This window comes from Tsukamurella spumae, assembly GCF_012396015.1.
GTDB classification, from domain to species: domain Bacteria; phylum Actinomycetota; class Actinomycetes; order Mycobacteriales; family Mycobacteriaceae; genus Tsukamurella; species Tsukamurella spumae.
In genome coordinates this window covers 116,086-134,029 of sequence record NZ_JAAXOQ010000011.1, presented here as the reverse complement: position 1 = coordinate 134,029, position 17,944 = coordinate 116,086, and the positions used below count along the sequence as shown (strand labels likewise).

Here is a 17,944-nt window from a genome sequence, read left to right as displayed (position 1 = left end):
CCGTCACTGCGCGAGCAGGCCCTCCTGGCACACGGTGGCCAGGTGGGTCCCCTTGCGGTCGTGGAAGCGGCCCGTGTTCAGGCCGCGGGAGGAGCCGACGTTGAGCGACTCCTGCGAGTACAGGACCCAGTCGTCCAGGCGGGCCGGGCGGTGGAACCACATCGCGTGATCGAGGCTGGCGGTGCGCAGGCCCTCATCGGACCACGACGCTCCCAGTGCTCGCAGCGAGGGCTCGAGGATCGTGTAGTCGCAGCAGTACGCCAGCGCGATGTCGTGCACCGTCTGCTCCTCAGGGAGCTCCGAGAAGGCCTTGATCCACACCGCCTGGCGCGGGACGCGGTCGCGGTCGCGGTCGCCGGGCAGGTAGATCGGGTCCGGAACGTGCCTCATCTCGAAACTACGGCCGTGAGACCAGTAGTCGGCGTCGGCACCGTCGCGGCCGGCGAGGGCCTGCGCCGAGCTCGGCAGGCTCTCGGGGTCGGGGACGCCCGCGAGTCCGGTCGCCGCCACCTCGCCGACGAGCGGAGCCCCGGGGATCTCGGTGCCGTCCGCTCCGGCGGCGAAGGAGGCGTAGCAGGTGTAGATGACCTTGCCGCTCTGCAGGCCGCGGACGTGGCGCGTGGCGTAACCGCGTCCGTCGCGCAGGATCTCGACCTCGTAGCGCACGTCGCCTCCGATCTCGGCGGGGCGGAGGAAGTAGCTGTGCGCCGAGTGCACGGTCTTCCCCTCGACGGTGGCGCACGCCGCGGCCACGGCCTGCGCCACGAGGTCGCCGCCGTAGGCCTTCGGCCAGGGCACGTACTGGGTGGTGGCGGTGAAGGCCCGGTGGCCCGCCGGGGCGTCGTCGGTCTCGGTGAGGCGCACCGCATCGAGGAACCGCGCGGAATCGGCCACGTTGCTGTCGAACTCGTTGACGGTGGTCATGCGCGCCGGTACCCCTCGAGCGCCGTGTCCTCGACGTCGTCGAGATTGACGACGATGTTCTCCGGCGTGCGGCAGGTCAGCCAGACGAGGTCGTCCGTGACGGACATGTTCGCCTCGACGTGGGGCATGTAGGGCGGCACGAAGACCCAGTCGCCCTCGGTCATGTCGGTGTACTGGGCGTAGCCCTCTCCGTAGTAGATCCGGCCGTGGCCGGAGAGCACGTAGCCGCCGGTCTCGGCCTCGCCGTGGTGATGCGGCAGCGACCGGTAACCGGGCTTGTTGCGCACCTGGCCGTACCAGATCTTCGTGGCCGGAGTGTGCTGGATGCTGACGCCGGAGACCCGGATGCAGTCGCCGGACTGCGCGGTGTCGGTGCTCTCCGCGCCGTGCCGGGTGACGACGGGGACGTCGCCGGTGGGCAGGAGTGCGGGGTCGACGATCTGGTCGGTCATGGGCTTCGCCTTTCGGGTGATGGATCCGGTCGGGCCGCGATGCGGATCGGGGTACGGAGGAGTCCTTCTCCGGATGTATGTAGCGTTTCTGACGCCCGTCAGATAGGCTGAATGTAGCACGGATCACACACGGGGAACAGACCCTTTCATCACCGATCCGCCTCTGCACGAAAGGAACCCCCATGCCAGCCAAGGTCACCGTCAATCCCGCCCAGCTCGCCGTCCCCCGCGGCTTCGCGCACGGCACCCGCGTCGGGAACACGCTCCACCTCGGCGGGCAGACCGCCATGGACGCCGACGGCACGATCGTTCCGGGGGGCATCGTCGAGCAGTTCCGGCGCGCCTTCTCCAACGTCCTCGCCACCGTGGCCGAAGCGGGTGGGACTCCCGACGACCTGGTGTCGGTGACGATCTACCTCACCGACGTGCAGGACTACCAGCGCAACGGCAAGGAGATCGGACGCATCTGGCGCGAGCTCGCCGGCGATCACTACCCGGCGATGGCGGGCATCGGCATCAGCGAGCTGTGGCAGCCCGAGGCGATGATCGAGATCGCGGGCATCGCGGAGATCGGGTCCGGCGCACGGGGGTAGCCTCCCTGCAGAGCCCGGTGCGGCTCGCCGCACCGCCCGCCGACGAAGGGAGCCGCAGGCCGATGACGGACGCAGTTCGCTCGCAGCCGCTGGTCCGCGATCTCATCGTCTCGCTGTTCGGACTGTACGGCCGCGGCTCCGAGCCCCTGCCGATCTCGCAGATCATCGCCCTGATCGGCACCGCCGGCCCCGACGAGCAGTCCGTGCGCTCGAGCGTCTCGCGGATGAAGTCCCGAGGACTCCTCGACGCCGCCGCCCCGGGCCACTACCTCCTCGCGGGGCGCCGGGCGGCGGCCTTCGAGGCCGGCGACAGCAGGATCTTCGGCGATCACCCGTACGACCCCTCTGCCGCGTGGTCCCTGGCCGTCTTCTCGGTGCCGGAATCGCAGCGCGCCCGCCGCGTCCTGCTCAAGAAGACACTGGGCGAGATGGGCTTCGGCGTCGTGGGCGCCAGCGTTTACATCGCCCCGTCGGGCATCGGCGAGGAGGCCCGCGCTCGGCTCGCCCGGCTCGAGCTCGACGGCTACGTCGAGTGGTTCGACCTGCACGCGCCGTCCGTCGAGCGGCTTCGCACCGAGGCGGCGCAGTGGTGGGACCTCGACGCCGTCGCCGACGAGTACCGCGGGTTCCTCGCGGAGTTCGCACCGGTGCGGGACCGCTGGGACGCGACGCCGGGCGCGGACGCCGAGGCCTTCGCCGATCACCTCCGCCTCGTCACGGCATGGCGCGATCTGCCCTACCGCGATCCCGGCCTACCGGCCGAGGCCCTGCCCGCGGATTGGCCCGGGGCGCACGCCCGCGAGCTCTTCCTGTACCTGCGCGGCGCCCTGGCCGGACCTGCGGCACGGTTCGCGGGGCACCCCGATCTGGAGCGCCGTCCCTGACGGTGCAGGCGTCCTCGGCAGGGGCCGGCGTTGTTAGGATCGCTGGCAGCCCGCCGCCGACAACGAAGGCACTCCCCTGTCCCAGCCCGCCTCCCGCGCCGCGGTCGCCGTGCTCTGCGCCGCCGGGATCGTCGTCGCGCTCATGCAGACGATCATCGTGCCGCTCATCCCACAACTGCCCGGCCTCCTGCGCACCACCCCCAGCAATGCGTCGTGGACGCTGACGATCACCCTGCTCGTCGGCGCCGTCGCCACGCCCATCGCGGGGCGCCTCGGGGACATGTTCGGCAAGCGCCGGGTGCTGCTGGGCAACATGGCGGCCGTCGCTGCCGGGTCCGTCGTGTGCGCCCTCTCCAGCACGCTGCCGCCGTTCCTGGTGGGTCGCGGGCTGCAAGGACTCGCCATCGGCACGATCGCCGTCGGCATCAGCATCATGCGCGACATCGTCCCCGCCCGGCAGCTGGGGTCGGCGGTCGGCGCGATGAGCGCGTCGCTGGGCGTGGGCGGTGCGCTCGGTCTGCCCTTCGCCGCCACGATCGCACGGCACATCAGCTGGCACGCCCTGTTCTGGATCTGCGCGGCCGCGGCCGTCGCCTGCGCCACCGCGATCCTCCGACTCGTACCCGAGGGGCCGTATCAGTCCGGCGGCCGCTTCGACCTGGTCGGCACAGTGGGCCTGACGGCCGTGCTCTCGTTCGTCCTCCTGCCCCTGTCCAAGGCCTCCGACTGGGGCTGGACCGCCCCGTGGACCCTCGGTCTGTTCGTCGCGTTCGTCGTGTCGGCGATCGCCTGGTGGCGCTACGAGCTCCGCGTCCCGAACGCGCTCATCAACGTGCACACCTTGGTCAGTACGCCGATCCTGCTGACCAACATCGCCTCCGTCGCCACCGGATTCGCGTTCTACGCGATGCAGATGATGCCGATCCAACTGCTCATGGCACCCGTACAGGCGCCGGCGGGACTCGGCCTGGATATGGTCTCGGCGAGTCTGGTCCTCATGCCCAGCGGCCTGGTGATGTTCGCGTTCTCCTATGTCAGCTCCTGGATCACCGACCGGCGCGGCGCCCGGGTGTCGCTGGCCGCCGGCGTGGTCGTGATCAGCGGCGGCTACCTCGTCCTGTTGATCGGCCTCGCCGGGCCGTGGAGCATCACCTGGGTCTGGATCCTCGCAGCGAGCGCCCTGGTCGGCGCGGGCCTCGGCATCGCCTATTCGGCCATGCCGGCGCTCATCATGTCCGTGGTACCCGTGTCGCAGACCGGGGAGGCGAACGGCGTCAACGCCCTCATGCGATCGGTCGGCACCTCGATGGCGACCGCCGTCGTCGGCATGGTGCTGACCGGGGCGACCGTGGTCACCGCGACCTCCGCGGGGCCCGTCCGGACGCCGTCCGCGGGCGCCTACGAGGCGACGATCCTCATCAGCCTCGCGGTGTGCGTGGTGGCGGTGGCGTGTTCGCTCGCGATCCCGAAACCTCGCCCCACGCGGTGATCCGGACCGACTGTTAGGTTGGCGTGGTGCCGTTCACCCCGCTGACCGCGCTGCCCCGCGCGCTGTCGACCCGCGCCGCCGGGTTGCTGCGGGGCCTCGCGACGCCCGACCCCATCACCCCCATCGGCGCGCCGGACTGGTCCGGCCTCGACGCCCGCGACTACACGGGCCCCGCACCGGCGGCCGGTTCCCCGATCGACCGGGTACCGCTGGCACCCGCCCTCGGCCTCGACGACGCCGCCCAGGCCTACCGCTTCCTGTACGCGACGGCCAACCAGCACCGTCCGGACGCCGTCAGCACCGCAGCCCTCTTCCTGCCCGGCGGCGACGCCCCGGCCGGCGGCTGGCCCGTGGTGGCGTGGGCGCACGGCACCGTCGGGCTGTGCGACGAGGCGACCCCGTCGGCCCAGCCCCAGTCCGAGCGACAGCAGTTCTACCTGGGCCACTGGCTGCGGCGCGGGTACGCCGTCGTCGCCACCGACTACGCGGGTATGGGCACCCCCGGCCTGATGAGCTACCTGAACGGGAAGGTGGAGGCGCACAACCTGATCGACTCGGTCCGGGCCGCGGGGCAGCTGGGGCTCCCGCTGTCCCGACGGTGGGCCCTGGTCGGCCAGTCACAGGGCGCGGGGGCCGCGATGAACGGAGCCCGGTACGCGCGGGAGTTCGGCGCGGGGTACGACCTGGACCTGCGCGGCGTGATCGCGACCGGAACACCGGCGAACATCGAGCGGATCGTGCAGTTCCTCCGGCCCTCGTTTCCACCCGTGGTGCTTCCGCCGCTCACCACCGTCTAGGCCGCGTACATCCTCGCGGGCATCCGCGACGCCCGGCCGGACCTGGCGGTCGACGACGTGCTCAGCGACGAGGGGCGCCGCGTCGTGGCGCTCGCTGAGCGACTGAGTCTCTACGACACCCGCGAAGCCCTTCGGGGGGCGCGCATCTCGACCTGGGTTAGCGCTCCACTGCGATCGATCCCGGGTGTCTACGACGCGCTGCACCAGCACATGGGAACCCCAGTCGACGGCTACGATCGGCCGATCTTCCTGGGCCACGGCCTCACCGACATCGACGTGCCCGTGGCGTCCGGGCTCTCGCTCGCGGCCGCCCTGGCGTTGCACCGGCAGCCGGTGACCCTCAAGCTCTACCCCAACGACCATTTCGGCACCGTGTACGCGGCCGCCGACGACGCCGCCGAGTTCCTCGCGCGGGTCATGGAACACGAGGAGAACTGACACCGATGAAGGACTTCCACGGCAAGGTCGCCGTCGTCACGGGCGTCGCGTCCGGCATGGGCCGCGAGCTGGCGCTGGAGCTCGCCCGGCAGGGCGCGAAGCTCTCGCTCTGCGACTACGACGCCGCCGGGCTCGAGAACACCGCCGAGGCCGTCCGCGCACTCGGCGCCGAGGTTCACACCAAGGTGGTCAACGTGGGCGAGCGCGAGCAGATCCTCGCCTACGCCGACGATGTCGTCGAGCACTACGGCGTGGTCAATCTGGTGTTCAACAACGCCGGCATCGCGCACCACGCCTCCGTCGCGAAGACCTCCTTCAAGGACTACGACCGCATGATGGACGTGGACTTCTGGGGCGTGGTCAACAGCAGCAAGGCCTTCCTGCCGCACCTCATCGCCTCCGGCGACGGACACATCGCGAACACCAGCTCGATCTTCGGGCTGTTCGGCGTCGGCGGCCAGAGCGCCTACAACGCCGCGAAGTTCGCCGTGCGGGGCTTCACCGAGGCCCTGCGCATCGAGATGCTCTCGAGCGGGCACGACGTGGGGGTCTCGTGCGTGCACCCCGGCGGCATCAAGACCGACATCTGCAACAACGCCACCGTCGCCGACGGTCAGGACCAGGCCGCGTTCGCGGACTTCTTCAACAAGCATCTGGCCCGGACCAGTGCCGATTCCGCGGCGCGGACCATCCTGAACGGGGTCAAGAAGAACCGGGCACGCATCCTCATCGGGCCGGACGCGGTGGCGCTCGACCTGCTCGTGCGCCTCACCGGCTCCGGATACCAGCGCCTGCTGGCCCTCGTCGACGGTCAGCAGTCGCGGTTCATCTGACGCCGCGGGCCGTGGCGTCGAGGATCTCGTCCGCGGCGCGGCGGCCGGAGCTGATGGCCCCGTCCATGTAGCCGTTCCAGCGGCTCGCGGTCTCCGCGCCGGCCCAGTGGATCCGACCGATCGGTGCGGCGAGCGCATCGCCGTACTGCGTCCACACACCCGATCCGAGCCGGCCGCCGTAGCAGCCTCGGGTGAACTCCTCCGCGCACCAATCCATCTCGACGTAGTCGAAGGGCGTCGCGGCCTCGGGACCGAGGTACTTCACCAGTGCCCCGAGAACGAGCTCGCGCCGCTCCGTCGTGGACAGCCGCGCGGCCGTGCGGGCGTGTGCACCCTCGAGGAAGCCGACGAGGACGCCGCAGCTCGCGTCGTCCGGCGAGTTGTCCAGGACGACGTTGAAGGCGTCGTCGAGGCTGATGACGAAACCGCTGAGACCGTCCTCGCGCCAGAAGGGACGGTCGTAGCCGACCTGGACCTTGATCACCGCGCCGGCCGGGATCTGCTGGGTCAGCCCGTCGCGGGCCGAGGGCAGGGCCGGCAGGTACCGGATGCGGCCCGCGAGGGTGGGCGGGATCGCCACGACCACCTCGTCGGCCGTCAGCATGCCGCCCGGGCTTCCGTCCGTGTTCTCGTAGGCGACGGTCACCCCGTCGGCGTCCTGGGTGATGGTGCGCACCACGGCGCCCAGCCGGACCGCGTCGCCCAGTTGCTCGGCCATTCGTTCCGAGATCTGATGGGTGCCGCCGACGACCCTCGAGTCCTGCGCGCCCTTCCGGGTGGTCAGCAGCATCTCCAGGCTCGTGCCCGAGCGGATGTAGGCCAGGAAGTGCAGGAAGGACAGCTCCGCCGCCTCGGCGGAGAACACCGCGGGCACGATGATCCGGTAGAAGGCGCGCGCGATCTCCATGTCGGTGTTCGCCGAGAGCCAGGTGTCGACGTTGTGCCGGTCCAGATCCTCCGCCCCCTCGGCGGCCCACGGCTGCGCCGGATCGACACCGGCCGCGAGCGCCTCGATGGTCACCCAGAGCCGCCCCACCTCGGCGAGCGACGTCTCGTCGAGACCGAAGGTCACGTCGTCGTAGCGGATCGCCCGCCCGCCGATGACGGTGATCGCGTCACCGTCGTCGTAGGACGGAAAGGTCTCGAGGCCCAACTCGGCCACCAGCTCGAGCGCCGCCGTCTGGTCGGGCCCGATCCATTGTCCGCCCAGTTCGACCGGTACGCCGTTGCTCAGGAAGCCGCCCAGGGTGCGACCCGCGACGCGGTCCCGCGCCTCGAGGACCCGCACCGATCTGCCCGCGGCCACCAGCCGGCGTGCCGCCGACAGTCCGGCGAGCCCGGCACCCACCACGATCACGTTCACATCCGCCACGTTCCGCCCCTTCGATCACTCTCAGTCAGTTGTATGACTTGATGAGTGCACTGTAAGGCCCGCCACCCCCCGTGTCGAGGGCTCCACGGAAATCGGATGTGATTTGCTGGGGGACGAATCGAGAGAGCCGGAGGCCAGATGCCCTACGTCGAGTCCGCGGTCCGCGGCCCGCAGATCGTCGCGGCCGCGCACGCGGTCCTGATCCGCGACGGGGTGGCCAAGACCAGCCTGCGCGCCGTCGCGAGCGAGGCCGGCATCCCACTCGGGACCCTGCAGCACGTCTTTCCCAGCAAGCAACAGCTGCTGCAGGCCGTGATCGAGCAGGTCGTCGACGACATCTCCGAGGTGCTCCGCCGCACGGCCGAGACGGACGCCGGACTCGAGCACGCCATCCGCAACGGCATGCGCAACTTCTGGTCCGCGCTCGTGGCCGACGAGCGCGAACTCCAGGTCGTGCAGTACGAGCTGGTGACCCACGCGCTGCGGACGCCGGGCCTCGAGGACCTCGCCCGGGTGCAGTACGAGCGCTACGCCGATGCGGTGCGGCAGTGGTGCACCGAGGCGATCGAGAGGGCGCACGAGACGAGCGCGATCCCGGTGGACCGGCTGGCACGCGTCATTCTGGCCGCCGTCGACGGCCTGATCCTGCAGCACGTGGCCAGTCCCGACAGGGAGCGTTCCGCGGGCGATCTGGAGACGGTCATCGACATGATCGTGACGCTCGCCGCCCCCTCCCCCCGATAGCGCGAACGGGCACCGCCGACCGAGGTCGGCGATGCCCGTTCCGGGAGTCGGTCAGGCCTTCAGCGAGGCCAGGTCCGCGTTGAAGGTTTCGCTCGGGCGCATCACCTTCGACATCTTCTCGGGGTCCGGCAGGTAGTAGCCGCCGATGTCGGCGGGCTCACCCTGGACCGCACGCAGCTCCTCCACGATCGCCGACTCATCCTCGGCGAGCTTGCGGGCCAGCGGCGCGAAGGTGGCCGCCAGGGCGGGATCCTCGGTCTGCGCCGCCAGCTCCTGCGCCCAGTACAGGGCGAGGTAGAACTGGCTGCCACGGTTGTCCAGCTCGCCCGTGCTGCGGGACGGGGCCTTGTTGTTCTCAAGCAGCTTGCCGGTGGCGGCGTCCAGCGTGGTGGCGAGGATCTTGGCCGCACCGTTGTCGTTCTTGATGCCCATGTCCTCGAAACTCACCGCGAGCGCGAGGAACTCGCCCAGCGAGTCCCACCGCAGGTGGTTCTCCTCGACGAGCTGCTTGACGTGCTTCGGCGCAGAACCACCGGCACCGGTCTCGTACATGCCGCCGCCCGCCATGAGCGGGACGATGGAGAGCATCTTCGCCGACGTGCCGAGCTCGAGGATCGGGAACAGGTCGGTGAGGTAGTCGCGCAGGATGTTGCCGGTCGCGGCGATCGTGTCGAGACCGCGCGATGCCCGCTCGAGGGTGTACCGCATGGCGCGCACCTGCGACATGATCTGGATGTCGAGGCCCTCGATGTCGTACTTCTTCAGCTCCGCCTTGACGGCCTTGATCAGCTCGTTCTCGTGCGGGCGGTACGGATCCAGCCAGAACAGGACGGGCGTCCCGGAGTTGCGAGCACGGTTGACCGCCAGCTTGATCCAGTCGCGGATCGGCGCGTCCTTGACGGTGCACATGCGCCAGATGTCGCCCGCCTCGACCTCCTGCGACAGGATGACCTCGCCGGTGGCGTTGTCGACGATGTTCGCGGTGCCGGCGGCGTGAACCTCGAAGGTCTTGTCGTGCGAGCCGTACTCCTCGGCCTTCTGCGCCATCAGGCCCACGTTGGGGACCGTGCCCATGGTACGAGGATCGAACGCGCCGTTGGTCTTACAGAAGTTGATGATCTCCTGGTAGATCCGCGCGAAGGTGGACTCCGGCATCACGGCCTTGGTGTCCTTGGTGCGGCCGTCGGCACCGTACATCTTGCCGCCGGCGCGGATCATGGCGGGCATCGAGGCGTCGACGATGACATCGGACGGCGAGTGGAAGTTCGAGATGCCGCGGGCCGAGTCGACCATCGCCAGCTCCGGACGGTGCTCGTGGCACGCGTGCAGGTCCTTGACGATCTCCTCGTGCTTGCTCGCGGGCAGCGTGGCGATCTTGTCGTACAGGTCGCCGAGGCCGTTGTTGACGTTGACGCCCAGCTCGTCGAACAGCGCCTGATGCTTGGCGAACGCGTCCTTGTAGAAGACCTTGACGGCGTGACCGAACACGATCGGGTGCGAGACCTTCATCATGGTGGCCTTGACGTGCAGCGAGAACATCACGCCGGTCTCGTAGGCGTCCTGCATCTGCTCCTCGTAGAACTCCAGCAGCGCCTGCTTGCTCATGAACATCGAGTCCATGACATCGCCCGCGCCGAGCTTGACGCTCTCCTTGAGCACGTGGGCCTGACCGTCCGTGGTGACGAGCTCCATCCGCAGATCGCGCTCGCGGTCGAGCGTCGTGGACTTCTCACCGTGGTAGAAGTCGCCATGCTTCATGTGCGCGACGTGGCTGCGCGAGGCCATCGACCACTCGCCCATGCTGTGCGGGTTCTTGCGCGCGTACTCCTTCACGGCGCGCGGGGCGCGGCGATCCGAGTTGCCCTGCCGCAGGACCGGGTTCACCGCGCTGCCGAGAATGGTGGAGTAGCGCGTGGCGATGTCGCGCTCCTCGTCGGTCTTCGGCTCGGAGGGCAGGTCCGGGATGTCGTAGCCCTTGTCCTGCAACTCCGAGATCGCGGCCAGCAGCTGGGGGACGGAGGCGCTGATGTTGGGGAGCTTGATGATGTTCGCCGACGGGTCGAGGGTCAGCTCACCGAGCGCCGCCAGGTTGTCCGGAACCTTCTGCGCGTCGGTGAGGCGCTCGGGGAAGGTCGCCAGAATACGAGCAGCGACCGAGATGTCGCTGGTCTGCACGTCGATGCCGGCAGGGCCGGCGAAGGCCCGGATGATCGGCAGGAACGACGCGGTGGCCAGCAGGGGCGCCTCGTCGGTCAGCGTGTAGATGATGGTCTGCTGCTGCGCACTCATGTGTGTTTGCTTCTCCCGAATGTCTTGGTCTTCCGCCCCGTGTGTGAAGGGCTCGGACGTCTCCATGTAACGGCTCACTCAGTATCCTCCCCCACTTCGTCGGCCGTGCGGCGGCACTCCGGCAAACGTGGAACGACCGCGCCGTTACGCTGTCGCCATGGCCGGAGGACTCGCTGCACTGCTCGACGACATCGCCGCGCTCGCACGGATGGCGGCGGCCTCGGTCGACGACGTCGCCGCTGCCGCCGGCAAGGCGAGCGCGAAGGCGGTCGGCGTCGTCGTCGACGACACCGCCGTCACCCCGCGGTACGTGCAGGGCGTGCGCCCCGAGCGCGAGCTCGGCATCATCGCCCGCATCGCCAAGGGCTCGATCCGCAACAAGCTGCTCTTCATCCTCCCGGCGATCCTGCTGCTGAGCGCTTTCGCCCCGTGGTTGCTGACCCCGATCCTCATGCTCGGCGGCGCCTACCTCTCCTTCGAGGGCGCTGAGAAGGTCTGGGAGTGGATCGCCGGGCACGAGGAGCAACCGTCGGGCTCCGACGGGCCGGTGGACGAGAACACCGTGGTGAGCGGCGCGATCCGCACCGACTTCATCCTCTCCGCCGAGATCATGGTGATCTCCTACAACGAGATCGCGGGCGTGGTGCTCTGGGAGCAGGCGGTGGTGCTCGTCGTGGTCGCGCTCGCGATCACCGCGCTGGTGTACGGCGTGGTCGCGGCCATCGTGAAGATGGACGATGTGGGTCTGGCGCTCGCCCAGCGGTCCTCGCCCGCCGTGAGTGCCCTCGGCCGGCGGCTGGTCAAGGCCATGCCGGTGGTGCTGAGCACCCTGTCGACGGTCGGCGTGGTCGCGATGTGCTGGGTGGGCGGGCACATCCTGCTCGTGGGCCTCGACGACCTCGGATGGCACTGGCCGTACTCCGTGGTGCATCACTTCGAGGTGTGGGCGCGCGACCTGATCCCCGCCGTCGGCGGCGTGATCGGGTGGCTCGCGAACACCCTCGCCTCAGCGGTGTTCGGGCTCGCCGTGGGAGCGGTGATCGTGTGCGTCGTACACCTGGTCGCGAAGCTGCGCGGCGCCTCCGCAGCGCACTGAGCCGGTGCACGGGCACCCGGTCAGCGGGTCGAGCGCGGCCGGTTACGGAGCGCCCGCAGCTCCCGCCCGGGCCGCTCCCTCGGCGAGGAGGAACTGCGCGCCGCAATAGGTGCCCATGACCGCGCCCTCGAGCAGCGCCGGCGGGTCGGCCAGCACGAACTTGCGCAGTCCCAGGATCGAATCGCTGAGCAGGAACAGACCCGCGCCCGCGAGCGTCGCGCGACGCGCACCCGTCGAGATCTGCGGGCCGAGCACCGTCGCGGAGGCGGCCGTACCACTGAGGACCGCCGAGTACACCGCGAGCACCGGGGCGAGGGCCGGGGCCGTGCGGTACGCGGCGAGCAGAGTCCTCGGGGCACCTGCCGCCCAGGCCGCGCCGACCAGCGCGGGTCCGGCGAGGGAGGCGTGCGGATCCCGTTGTGCGAGCAGCCCGCTGATGTACGCGGCGTGACCGGTGGCGAAGGCGGTCGCGCCGAGCGCGAAGTCCCTCGGCTCGTCGCGCAGCAGTGCCACGTCGCCCACCCACCCCGCGGCCTGCCCGGCGAGCGTGCTCGTGCGCAGCGGCGAGCGCCGCGACCGGGGGTCGGTGGCGAAGGAGGCGGCCAGCACGGGCAGCAAGAGCGGCTTGGTGAACCGCCGCGCGTGATGCCGGGACGGCCGGGAGGACGCGGAGAGGGTCGCGTCGACGGCGGCGAGTGCGGCGTAGGCGAGTTTGAGGACGGTGCTGGCTCGGGTCACCGCGCAAATCTATCCGTAAGCTCGTGCCGTGAGCAGCCGCATCGTCGACACCTCCGCGAGGGGTCGCATCCACGTCCCTCGCGACCTGGATGCGATCACCGACATCGGGCCCGAGGACCGCACCGATGTCGATCCGCGGGCCGTCGAGCGGGTCTGGCTCGCAGCACGCTCGTGGTACGCCGCCGGCATGCAGCCCGCGATCCAGGTGTGCGTCCGGCAGCACGGTCGCACCGTGCTGAACCGGGCGATCGGACACGCCCGCGGCAACGGCCCCGATCTCCCCTCGAACCGGGACGAGGCGACCGAGCCGCTCCCGGTCACCGTCGACACCCCCTTCTGCACCTACTCCACCGCGAAGGGCGTGGCGGTCACGGTGCTGCACCGGCTGATCGAGCGGGGCGACCTCGCGCTCGACGCGCACGTCTGCGACTACCTGCCGGAGTTCGTCTCCGGCGGCAAGGACCGGATCACGGTGCGGCACGTGCTGACCCACAGCGCGGGCATCCCGATCAACACGGGGCCGCGGCCGGATCTGCGGCGGTCCGAGGACAGCGCGTACACCCGGGAGATGCTGGCGAGCATCAAGCCGATCTACTCCCCCGGCCGGCTCCACTTCTACCACGCGCTGACCTGGGGCCCGCTCGTCCGCGAGCTCGTCCTCGCCGCCACCGGCCGCACGATCCGGGAGATCACCGCCACGGAGATCCTCGACCCGCTGGCCTTCCGCTGGACCAACTTCGGCGTCGCGCCGGAGGACATCGGCACCGTCGGGCTGAGCTACGCGACGGGCGCCCCCGCCCCGGCCGCGATCGAGGCGGCGTTCCGCAAGGTGGTCGGCGGGACCATGCAGCAGATCGTGCCGATGTCCAACTCGCCACGGTTCCTCACCGGGATCGTGCCCTCGTCCAATCTCGTCTCGAACGCGGCCGAGCTGTCCCGCTTCGCCGAGATCCTCCGGCGCGGCGGCGAGCTCGACGGTGTCCGCGTGCTCCGTCCGGAGACCATCGCCACGGCGACGGTTCAGGCCCGCCGATTGCGTCCCGATTTCGCGACCGGCGGAGCGCCGCTGCGCTGGGGCACCGGCTACATGCTCGGGTCGGAGCGGTTCGGCCCGTTCGGGCGCAACGCGCCCCGCGCCTTCGGTCACACGGGGCTCACCCAGATCGCGATGTGGGCGGATCCGGAGCGTGACCTGGCGGCCGCGGTGGTGTCCAGCGGAAAGCCCGGATCCCACCCCGAGGCGGGGCGCTACACCGTCCTGCTGGACGCGATCGCGCGCGAGTTCGCACGGGCCTGAGGCCGACCCCGATAGGGGCCGCCTAACGCTGCGATAGGCCGATCCACCTGGCCTTTCAGGAATATCTTGAACAATTCCAGAAAAGCTGGATTCCGCGGCCGAGCGGACGTATGGTGGGTGATGCGCGGCCCGTCAGCCCGGCCGCAACGCGTTACAGCCGAACACATCTTCCGTACTGAGAGGAACGCCGTGTCCGAGGATCAGACCACCTCCCCCCAAGAGCAGACCAGCGGCGGCTGCCCCGTCGCCCACGGTTCGCTGCGCCCGCCGGTGGCGGGCGGCGGCAACCGCGACTGGTGGCCCGACGAGATCGATCTCAAGGTGCTCGCCAACAACCCCGCCGAGGGCGACCCCCTGGGCGCCGACTTCGACTACGCCGCCGAGGTCGCGACGCTCGACGTGGACGCCGTCCGCGCCGACCTCGTGGCCCTGATGCGCGACTCGCAGGACTGGTGGCCCGCCGACTTCGGCCACTACGGCCCGCTGTTCATCCGCATGTCGTGGCACTCCGCCGGTACCTACCGCACCACCGACGGCCGCGGCGGTGGCGGTGCCGGCCTGCAGCGCTTCGCGCCGCTGAACAGCTGGCCCGACAATGTCAGCCTGGACAAGGCGCGCCGCCTGCTGTGGCCCGTCAAGCAGAAGTACGGCCGCAAGCTGTCCTGGGCCGACCTGATCCTGTTCGCGGGCAATGTCGCGCTCGAGGACATGGGCTTCACGACCGCCGGCTTCGCCTTCGGCCGCGTCGATGTCTACGAGCCCGAGGACGTCTACTGGGGGCCCGAACGCGCCTGGATGGGCTCCGACGGTCGCTACTCCGGCAAGCGCGACCTGGAGAAGCCGCTGGGGGCCACGCACATGGGCCTGATCTACGTCAACCCCGAGGGCCCCGAGGGCGTGCCGGACTACATCGCCGCCGCGGACGACATCCGTGAGACCTTCGCCCGGATGGCGATGAACGACGAGGAGACCGCGGCACTGATCGTCGGCGGCCACACCTTCGGCAAGACCCATGGCGCGGGCCCCGTCGAGAGCGGCCCCGAGCCCGAGGCCGCCCCGATGGAGCAACAGGGTCTCGGATGGAAGGGCGGCAACGGCACCGGCGTGGGCATCGACGCGGTGACCAGTGGCCTCGAGGTCATCTGGACGCACACCCCCACCAAGTGGGACAACAGCTTCCTCGAGATCCTCTACGGCAACGAGTGGGAGCTCTTCCAGAGCCCCGCGGGCGCGAATCAGTGGCGACCGAAGGACGGCGGCTGGGCGAACTCGGTCCCGGAGTCCTTCGGCACCGGCAAGACCCACCCGTCGATGCTCACCACCGACCTGTCGATGCGCTTCGATCCCGTCTACGGCGAGATCACCAAGCGCTGGCTCGACAACCCGCAGGAGCTCGCCGATACCTTCGCCAAGGCGTGGTTCAAGCTCCTCCACCGCGACATGGGCCCGTCGTCGCGTTACGTCGGCCCGCTGGTACCGAAGACCGAGCAGCTGTGGCAGGACCCGATCCCGGCGGGCACCGTCCTCGACGACGCCGAAGCCGCCGCGATCACCGAGCAGATCCTGGCCACCGGCTTGACCACCGCACAGCTGGTCAAGACCGCGTGGGCGGCGTTCTCCTCGTTCCGCCGCTCGGACAAGCGGGGCGGCGCCAACGGCGGTCGCCTGCGGCTGCAGCCGCAGGCCGGCTGGGAGGTCAACGAGCCCGATGAGCTCGCGCAGGTCGTTCGCACCCTCGAGGGCGTGGCACAGGCGTGGAGCGCCGAGTCCGGCAAGACGGTCTCGTTCGCCGACGTCGTGGTGCTCGCCGGCAACGCCGGTGTCGCGCAGGCGGCGAAGGCCGCCGGCGTCGATGTCACGATCCCGTTCACCTCGGGCCGCGGCGACGCGACCCAGGAGGAGACCGATGTCGAGTCGTTCGCGGTGCTCGAGCCCAGATTCGACGCGTTCCGCAACTACGTCGCCAAGGGCGCCCCGATGCCGCCGGAGTACCTCCTCGTGGAGAAGGCGAGCCTGCTCGGCCTCACCGCGCCGGAGATGACGGTGCTCATCGGCGGACTCCGCGTGCTGGGCAACAACTTCGGCGGTTCCGAAGCCGGCGTGTTCACCGACCGTCCGGGCACCCTGAGCAACGACTGGTTCGCCAACCTCCTCGACATGTCGACGAAGTGGGCACCCGCGAGCGACGACGATTCGACCTATGTGGGCACCGACCGCGCCACGGGCGAGAAGAAGTGGACCGCGACCCGGGCCGACCTCGTGTTCGGCTCGAACTCGATCCTCCGCGCTCTCGCCGAGGTCTACGCGGCCGACGACGCCAAGGAGAAGTTCGTGCAGGACTTCGTCGCGGCATGGACGAAGGTCGCCAACGCCGACCGGTTCGACGTGAAGGCCTGATCCTCTTCGCTCGCCCCGGCCGCCGCGCCCCGCACACCCCCGGTGTGCGGGGCGCGCGCTTCCGGGCAGCCACTTTCAGTTAGTCCAAATTAACCATATTCGACATATCCGCCGGTCGGACGCGTACGCTCAGCCCATGCCGTACTTCGACCGGGTCTCCGCCACCGCGTTCCGCCCCACCGAGCACGTCTCGGGCGGCTGGAACACCTCCGAGCAGCACATCGCGCCGCCGATGGCGCTCCTCGCCCACATCGTCGAGCAGGATCGCGACGCCCGCCGCGACGACGGCCTGCGGCTGGCGCGCCTGAGCTACGACATCCTCGGGACGCTGCCGATGGAGACCGTCGAGGTCCAGGTGCGCACCGTTCGTCCCGGTCGCACCATCGAGCTCGTCGAGGCGAGCCTGAGCCACGACGGCCGCCCCGCACTCGTCCTGCGCGCGTGGTTGCTCGACCGCCGGGACACCACCGCGCTGGCCGGGACCGAGTTCGACGCGATCCCTCCCGCCACGGAGATGCCGGCGTGGGAGGCGAGCACCGTCTGGCCCGGGGGCTACATCGCCTCCACCCGGGCACGACGCGTCCAGACCCGTCCGGGCCGCGCCGCGTACTGGGTCCAATCGCCGGTCCCGCTGCTCGACGAGCCCTCCGGCCCGGTCGCCCGCGCGGCGCGGTTCTTTGACATCGCAAATGGGATGACCGCGCGTTTTCGCCCCGAGGAGGTGGCCTACCCGAACCTCGATCTCACCGCACACCTCTTCCGCGACCCCGACGGCGAGGCGCTCGGGTTCGACACCCGCGTCTCCACCGGTCCCGACGGCGCTGGTCTGACGCATTCGATCGTTCACGACGCTCACGGACCGCTGGGAACGATCGACCAGATTCAAACCGTACGTCCGCACTGAGCGGGTGTCGTAAATGTGGTTATATGCGTGCGTTCGAATTCACGCTGTCGATGGGACACTCACATGAACGCTCGGATCACTCGGACGATCGGCGCGATCGCCGCCGTCACGGTCCTTTCCACCGGCCTTGCCGCCTGTGAGAAGGCGAAGGACACGGCGAGCTCCGCCACCTCCGCCGCGGGCAGCGTTGCAGCCGCCGCCACCTCGGCCGCGGGCGACGCCGCCGCACAGGCCACCTCCGCCGCCGGCGCCGCGGTGAGCAATGTCACCGGCAGCGGCTCCGAGGCGAAGCCTGCGGTTCCGTCGACAACGCTGCAGACCGCGGGCGGCACCGAGGTCACCATCACGGATGCGCCGATCCTCGCGGAGTACGCCAAGTACGGCTACGGCAAGGGCCACCTCGGCGCCCCGCTCGGCCCCGTCGCCGCGCTGCCCGACAGCCACGGCAAGTTCCTCACCCTCAAGGGCGGCACCATCTACTGGTCGGAGGCCAGCGGCGCGCACGTCGTCCACGGCGTGATCGGCGACAAGTGGGGCGAGTCGGGCCACGAGGCCGGCAAGCTCGGCTACCCGACGAGCGACGAGACCTCGGAGGGTGGCGTGATCAAGCAGACCTTCCAGCACGGGACGATCACCTTCGCCGACGGTAAGGCCACCGTCTCCTAGGTCGTTCGACCAGGCAGGACCGCTCACAGCG

The 17,944-nt window shown here is 70.2% G+C and carries 15 protein-coding genes and 1 pseudogene; 11 read left to right on the top strand and 5 right to left on the bottom strand.

The genetic code is table 11. From position 1 onward, the window contains the following. Window positions 1-3: 3 nt before the first annotated feature. Window positions 4-924: an acyl-CoA thioesterase gene (locus tag HF999_RS10460; RefSeq protein ID WP_168545808.1), complete on the bottom strand. Its 921-nt coding sequence runs from the start codon at window positions 922-924 to the stop codon at window positions 4-6. After that, on the bottom strand, window positions 921-1,376 hold the full coding sequence (locus HF999_RS10455; RefSeq protein ID WP_168545807.1) for a cupin domain-containing protein: 456 nt from the start codon (window positions 1,374-1,376) through the stop codon (window positions 921-923). Before HF999_RS10455 ends, HF999_RS10460 begins: the two co-directional genes overlap by 4 nt. A gap of 182 nt (window positions 1,377-1,558) precedes the next feature. Here HF999_RS10455 and HF999_RS10450 point away from each other — a divergent pair, with 182 nt between their 5' ends. The 5 genes and pseudogenes from HF999_RS10450 (at window position 1,559) to HF999_RS10430 (ending at window position 6,410) form a co-directional block, all read left to right on the top strand. Beyond that, window positions 1,559-1,969, top strand: coding sequence for a RidA family protein (locus tag HF999_RS10450; protein WP_168545806.1), 411 nt, complete (start codon window positions 1,559-1,561; stop codon window positions 1,967-1,969). A gap of 62 nt (window positions 1,970-2,031) precedes the next feature. Next, window positions 2,032-2,853 carry a PaaX family transcriptional regulator gene (locus tag HF999_RS10445; protein WP_168545805.1) on the top strand — a complete coding sequence of 274 codons (822 nt, stop codon included), beginning with the start codon at window positions 2,032-2,034 and terminating at the stop codon, window positions 2,851-2,853. 109 nt (window positions 2,854-2,962) lie between these two features. After that, entirely contained in the window at window positions 2,963-4,342 is a 1,380-nt protein-coding gene (locus HF999_RS10440; RefSeq protein ID WP_168545804.1) for an MFS transporter, read from the top strand. Between the two features lie 23 nt (window positions 4,343-4,365). Beyond that, window positions 4,366-5,577, top strand: a pseudogene (locus HF999_RS23230) (lipase family protein). Window positions 5,578-5,582: 5 nt separating this feature from the next. Next, window positions 5,583-6,410: an SDR family NAD(P)-dependent oxidoreductase gene (locus tag HF999_RS10430; protein ID WP_168545803.1), complete on the top strand. Its 828-nt coding sequence runs from the start codon at window positions 5,583-5,585 to the stop codon at window positions 6,408-6,410. Here HF999_RS10430 and HF999_RS10425 read toward each other — a convergent pair. Continuing rightward, complete coding sequence (locus HF999_RS10425; RefSeq protein ID WP_168545802.1) at window positions 6,403-7,782, bottom strand: flavin monoamine oxidase family protein; 1,380 nt, start codon at window positions 7,780-7,782, stop codon at window positions 6,403-6,405. The genes HF999_RS10430 and HF999_RS10425 overlap by 8 nt on opposite strands. Before the next feature lie 138 nt (window positions 7,783-7,920). On the opposite strand from HF999_RS10425, the gene HF999_RS10420 reads away from it, so the two are divergent. Beyond that, window positions 7,921-8,526: a TetR/AcrR family transcriptional regulator gene (locus tag HF999_RS10420; RefSeq protein WP_168545801.1), complete on the top strand. Its 606-nt coding sequence runs from the start codon at window positions 7,921-7,923 to the stop codon at window positions 8,524-8,526. A 51-nt stretch (window positions 8,527-8,577) separates the two neighbouring features. On the opposite strand, the gene HF999_RS10415 is transcribed toward HF999_RS10420, so the two are convergent. Then, entirely contained in the window at window positions 8,578-10,815 is a 2,238-nt protein-coding gene (locus HF999_RS10415) for an NADP-dependent isocitrate dehydrogenase (protein WP_168545800.1), read from the bottom strand. A gap of 157 nt (window positions 10,816-10,972) precedes the next feature. Between HF999_RS10415 and HF999_RS10410 the strand changes: the two genes are divergently transcribed. Further along, entirely contained in the window at window positions 10,973-11,911 is a 939-nt protein-coding gene (locus HF999_RS10410) for a DUF808 domain-containing protein (protein ID WP_168545799.1), read from the top strand. 42 nt (window positions 11,912-11,953) lie between these two features. On the opposite strand, the gene HF999_RS10405 is transcribed toward HF999_RS10410, so the two are convergent. After that, complete coding sequence (locus HF999_RS10405) at window positions 11,954-12,649, bottom strand: lysoplasmalogenase family protein (protein ID WP_168545798.1); 696 nt, start codon at window positions 12,647-12,649, stop codon at window positions 11,954-11,956. A gap of 28 nt (window positions 12,650-12,677) precedes the next feature. On the opposite strand from HF999_RS10405, the gene HF999_RS10400 reads away from it, so the two are divergent. The 4 genes from HF999_RS10400 to HF999_RS10385 all read left to right on the top strand — a co-directional run bounded on the left by HF999_RS10400 (window position 12,678) and on the right by HF999_RS10385 (window position 17,913). Beyond that, entirely contained in the window at window positions 12,678-13,946 is a 1,269-nt protein-coding gene (locus HF999_RS10400; protein ID WP_312854090.1) for a serine hydrolase, read from the top strand. A 189-nt stretch (window positions 13,947-14,135) separates the two neighbouring features. Next, window positions 14,136-16,343, top strand: coding sequence for a catalase/peroxidase HPI (gene katG / locus HF999_RS10395; protein ID WP_312854089.1), 2,208 nt, complete (start codon window positions 14,136-14,138; stop codon window positions 16,341-16,343). A 136-nt stretch (window positions 16,344-16,479) separates the two neighbouring features. Further along, window positions 16,480-17,247 (top strand): thioesterase family protein, encoded by a 768-nt coding sequence (locus HF999_RS10390; RefSeq protein WP_168545796.1) that lies wholly within the window; start codon window positions 16,480-16,482, stop codon window positions 17,245-17,247. A 63-nt stretch (window positions 17,248-17,310) separates the two neighbouring features. After that, complete coding sequence (locus HF999_RS10385) at window positions 17,311-17,913, top strand: LGFP repeat-containing protein (RefSeq protein WP_168545795.1); 603 nt, start codon at window positions 17,311-17,313, stop codon at window positions 17,911-17,913. Window positions 17,914-17,944 lie beyond the last annotated feature (31 nt).

Bases quoted from the DNA above. Each gene is read 5' to 3' on its own strand.
- HF999_RS10460 (WP_168545808.1), bottom strand. From the start codon at position 924: ATGACCACCGTCAACGAGTTCGACAGCAACGTGGCCGATTCCGCGCGG.
- HF999_RS10455 (WP_168545807.1), bottom strand. From the start codon at position 1,376: ATGACCGACCAGATCGTCGACCCCGCACTCCTGCCCACCGGCGACGTC.
- HF999_RS10450 (WP_168545806.1), top strand. From the start codon at position 1,559: ATGCCAGCCAAGGTCACCGTCAATCCCGCCCAGCTCGCCGTCCCCCGC.
- HF999_RS10445 (WP_168545805.1), top strand. From the start codon at position 2,032: ATGACGGACGCAGTTCGCTCGCAGCCGCTGGTCCGCGATCTCATCGTC.
- HF999_RS10430 (WP_168545803.1), top strand. From the start codon at position 5,583: ATGAAGGACTTCCACGGCAAGGTCGCCGTCGTCACGGGCGTCGCGTCC.
- HF999_RS10420 (WP_168545801.1), top strand. From the start codon at position 7,921: ATGCCCTACGTCGAGTCCGCGGTCCGCGGCCCGCAGATCGTCGCGGCC.
- HF999_RS10415 (WP_168545800.1), bottom strand. From the start codon at position 10,815: ATGAGTGCGCAGCAGCAGACCATCATCTACACGCTGACCGACGAGGCG.
- HF999_RS10410 (WP_168545799.1), top strand. From the start codon at position 10,973: ATGGCCGGAGGACTCGCTGCACTGCTCGACGACATCGCCGCGCTCGCA.
- HF999_RS10390 (WP_168545796.1), top strand. From the start codon at position 16,480: ATGCCGTACTTCGACCGGGTCTCCGCCACCGCGTTCCGCCCCACCGAG.
- HF999_RS10385 (WP_168545795.1), top strand. From the start codon at position 17,311: ATGAACGCTCGGATCACTCGGACGATCGGCGCGATCGCCGCCGTCACG.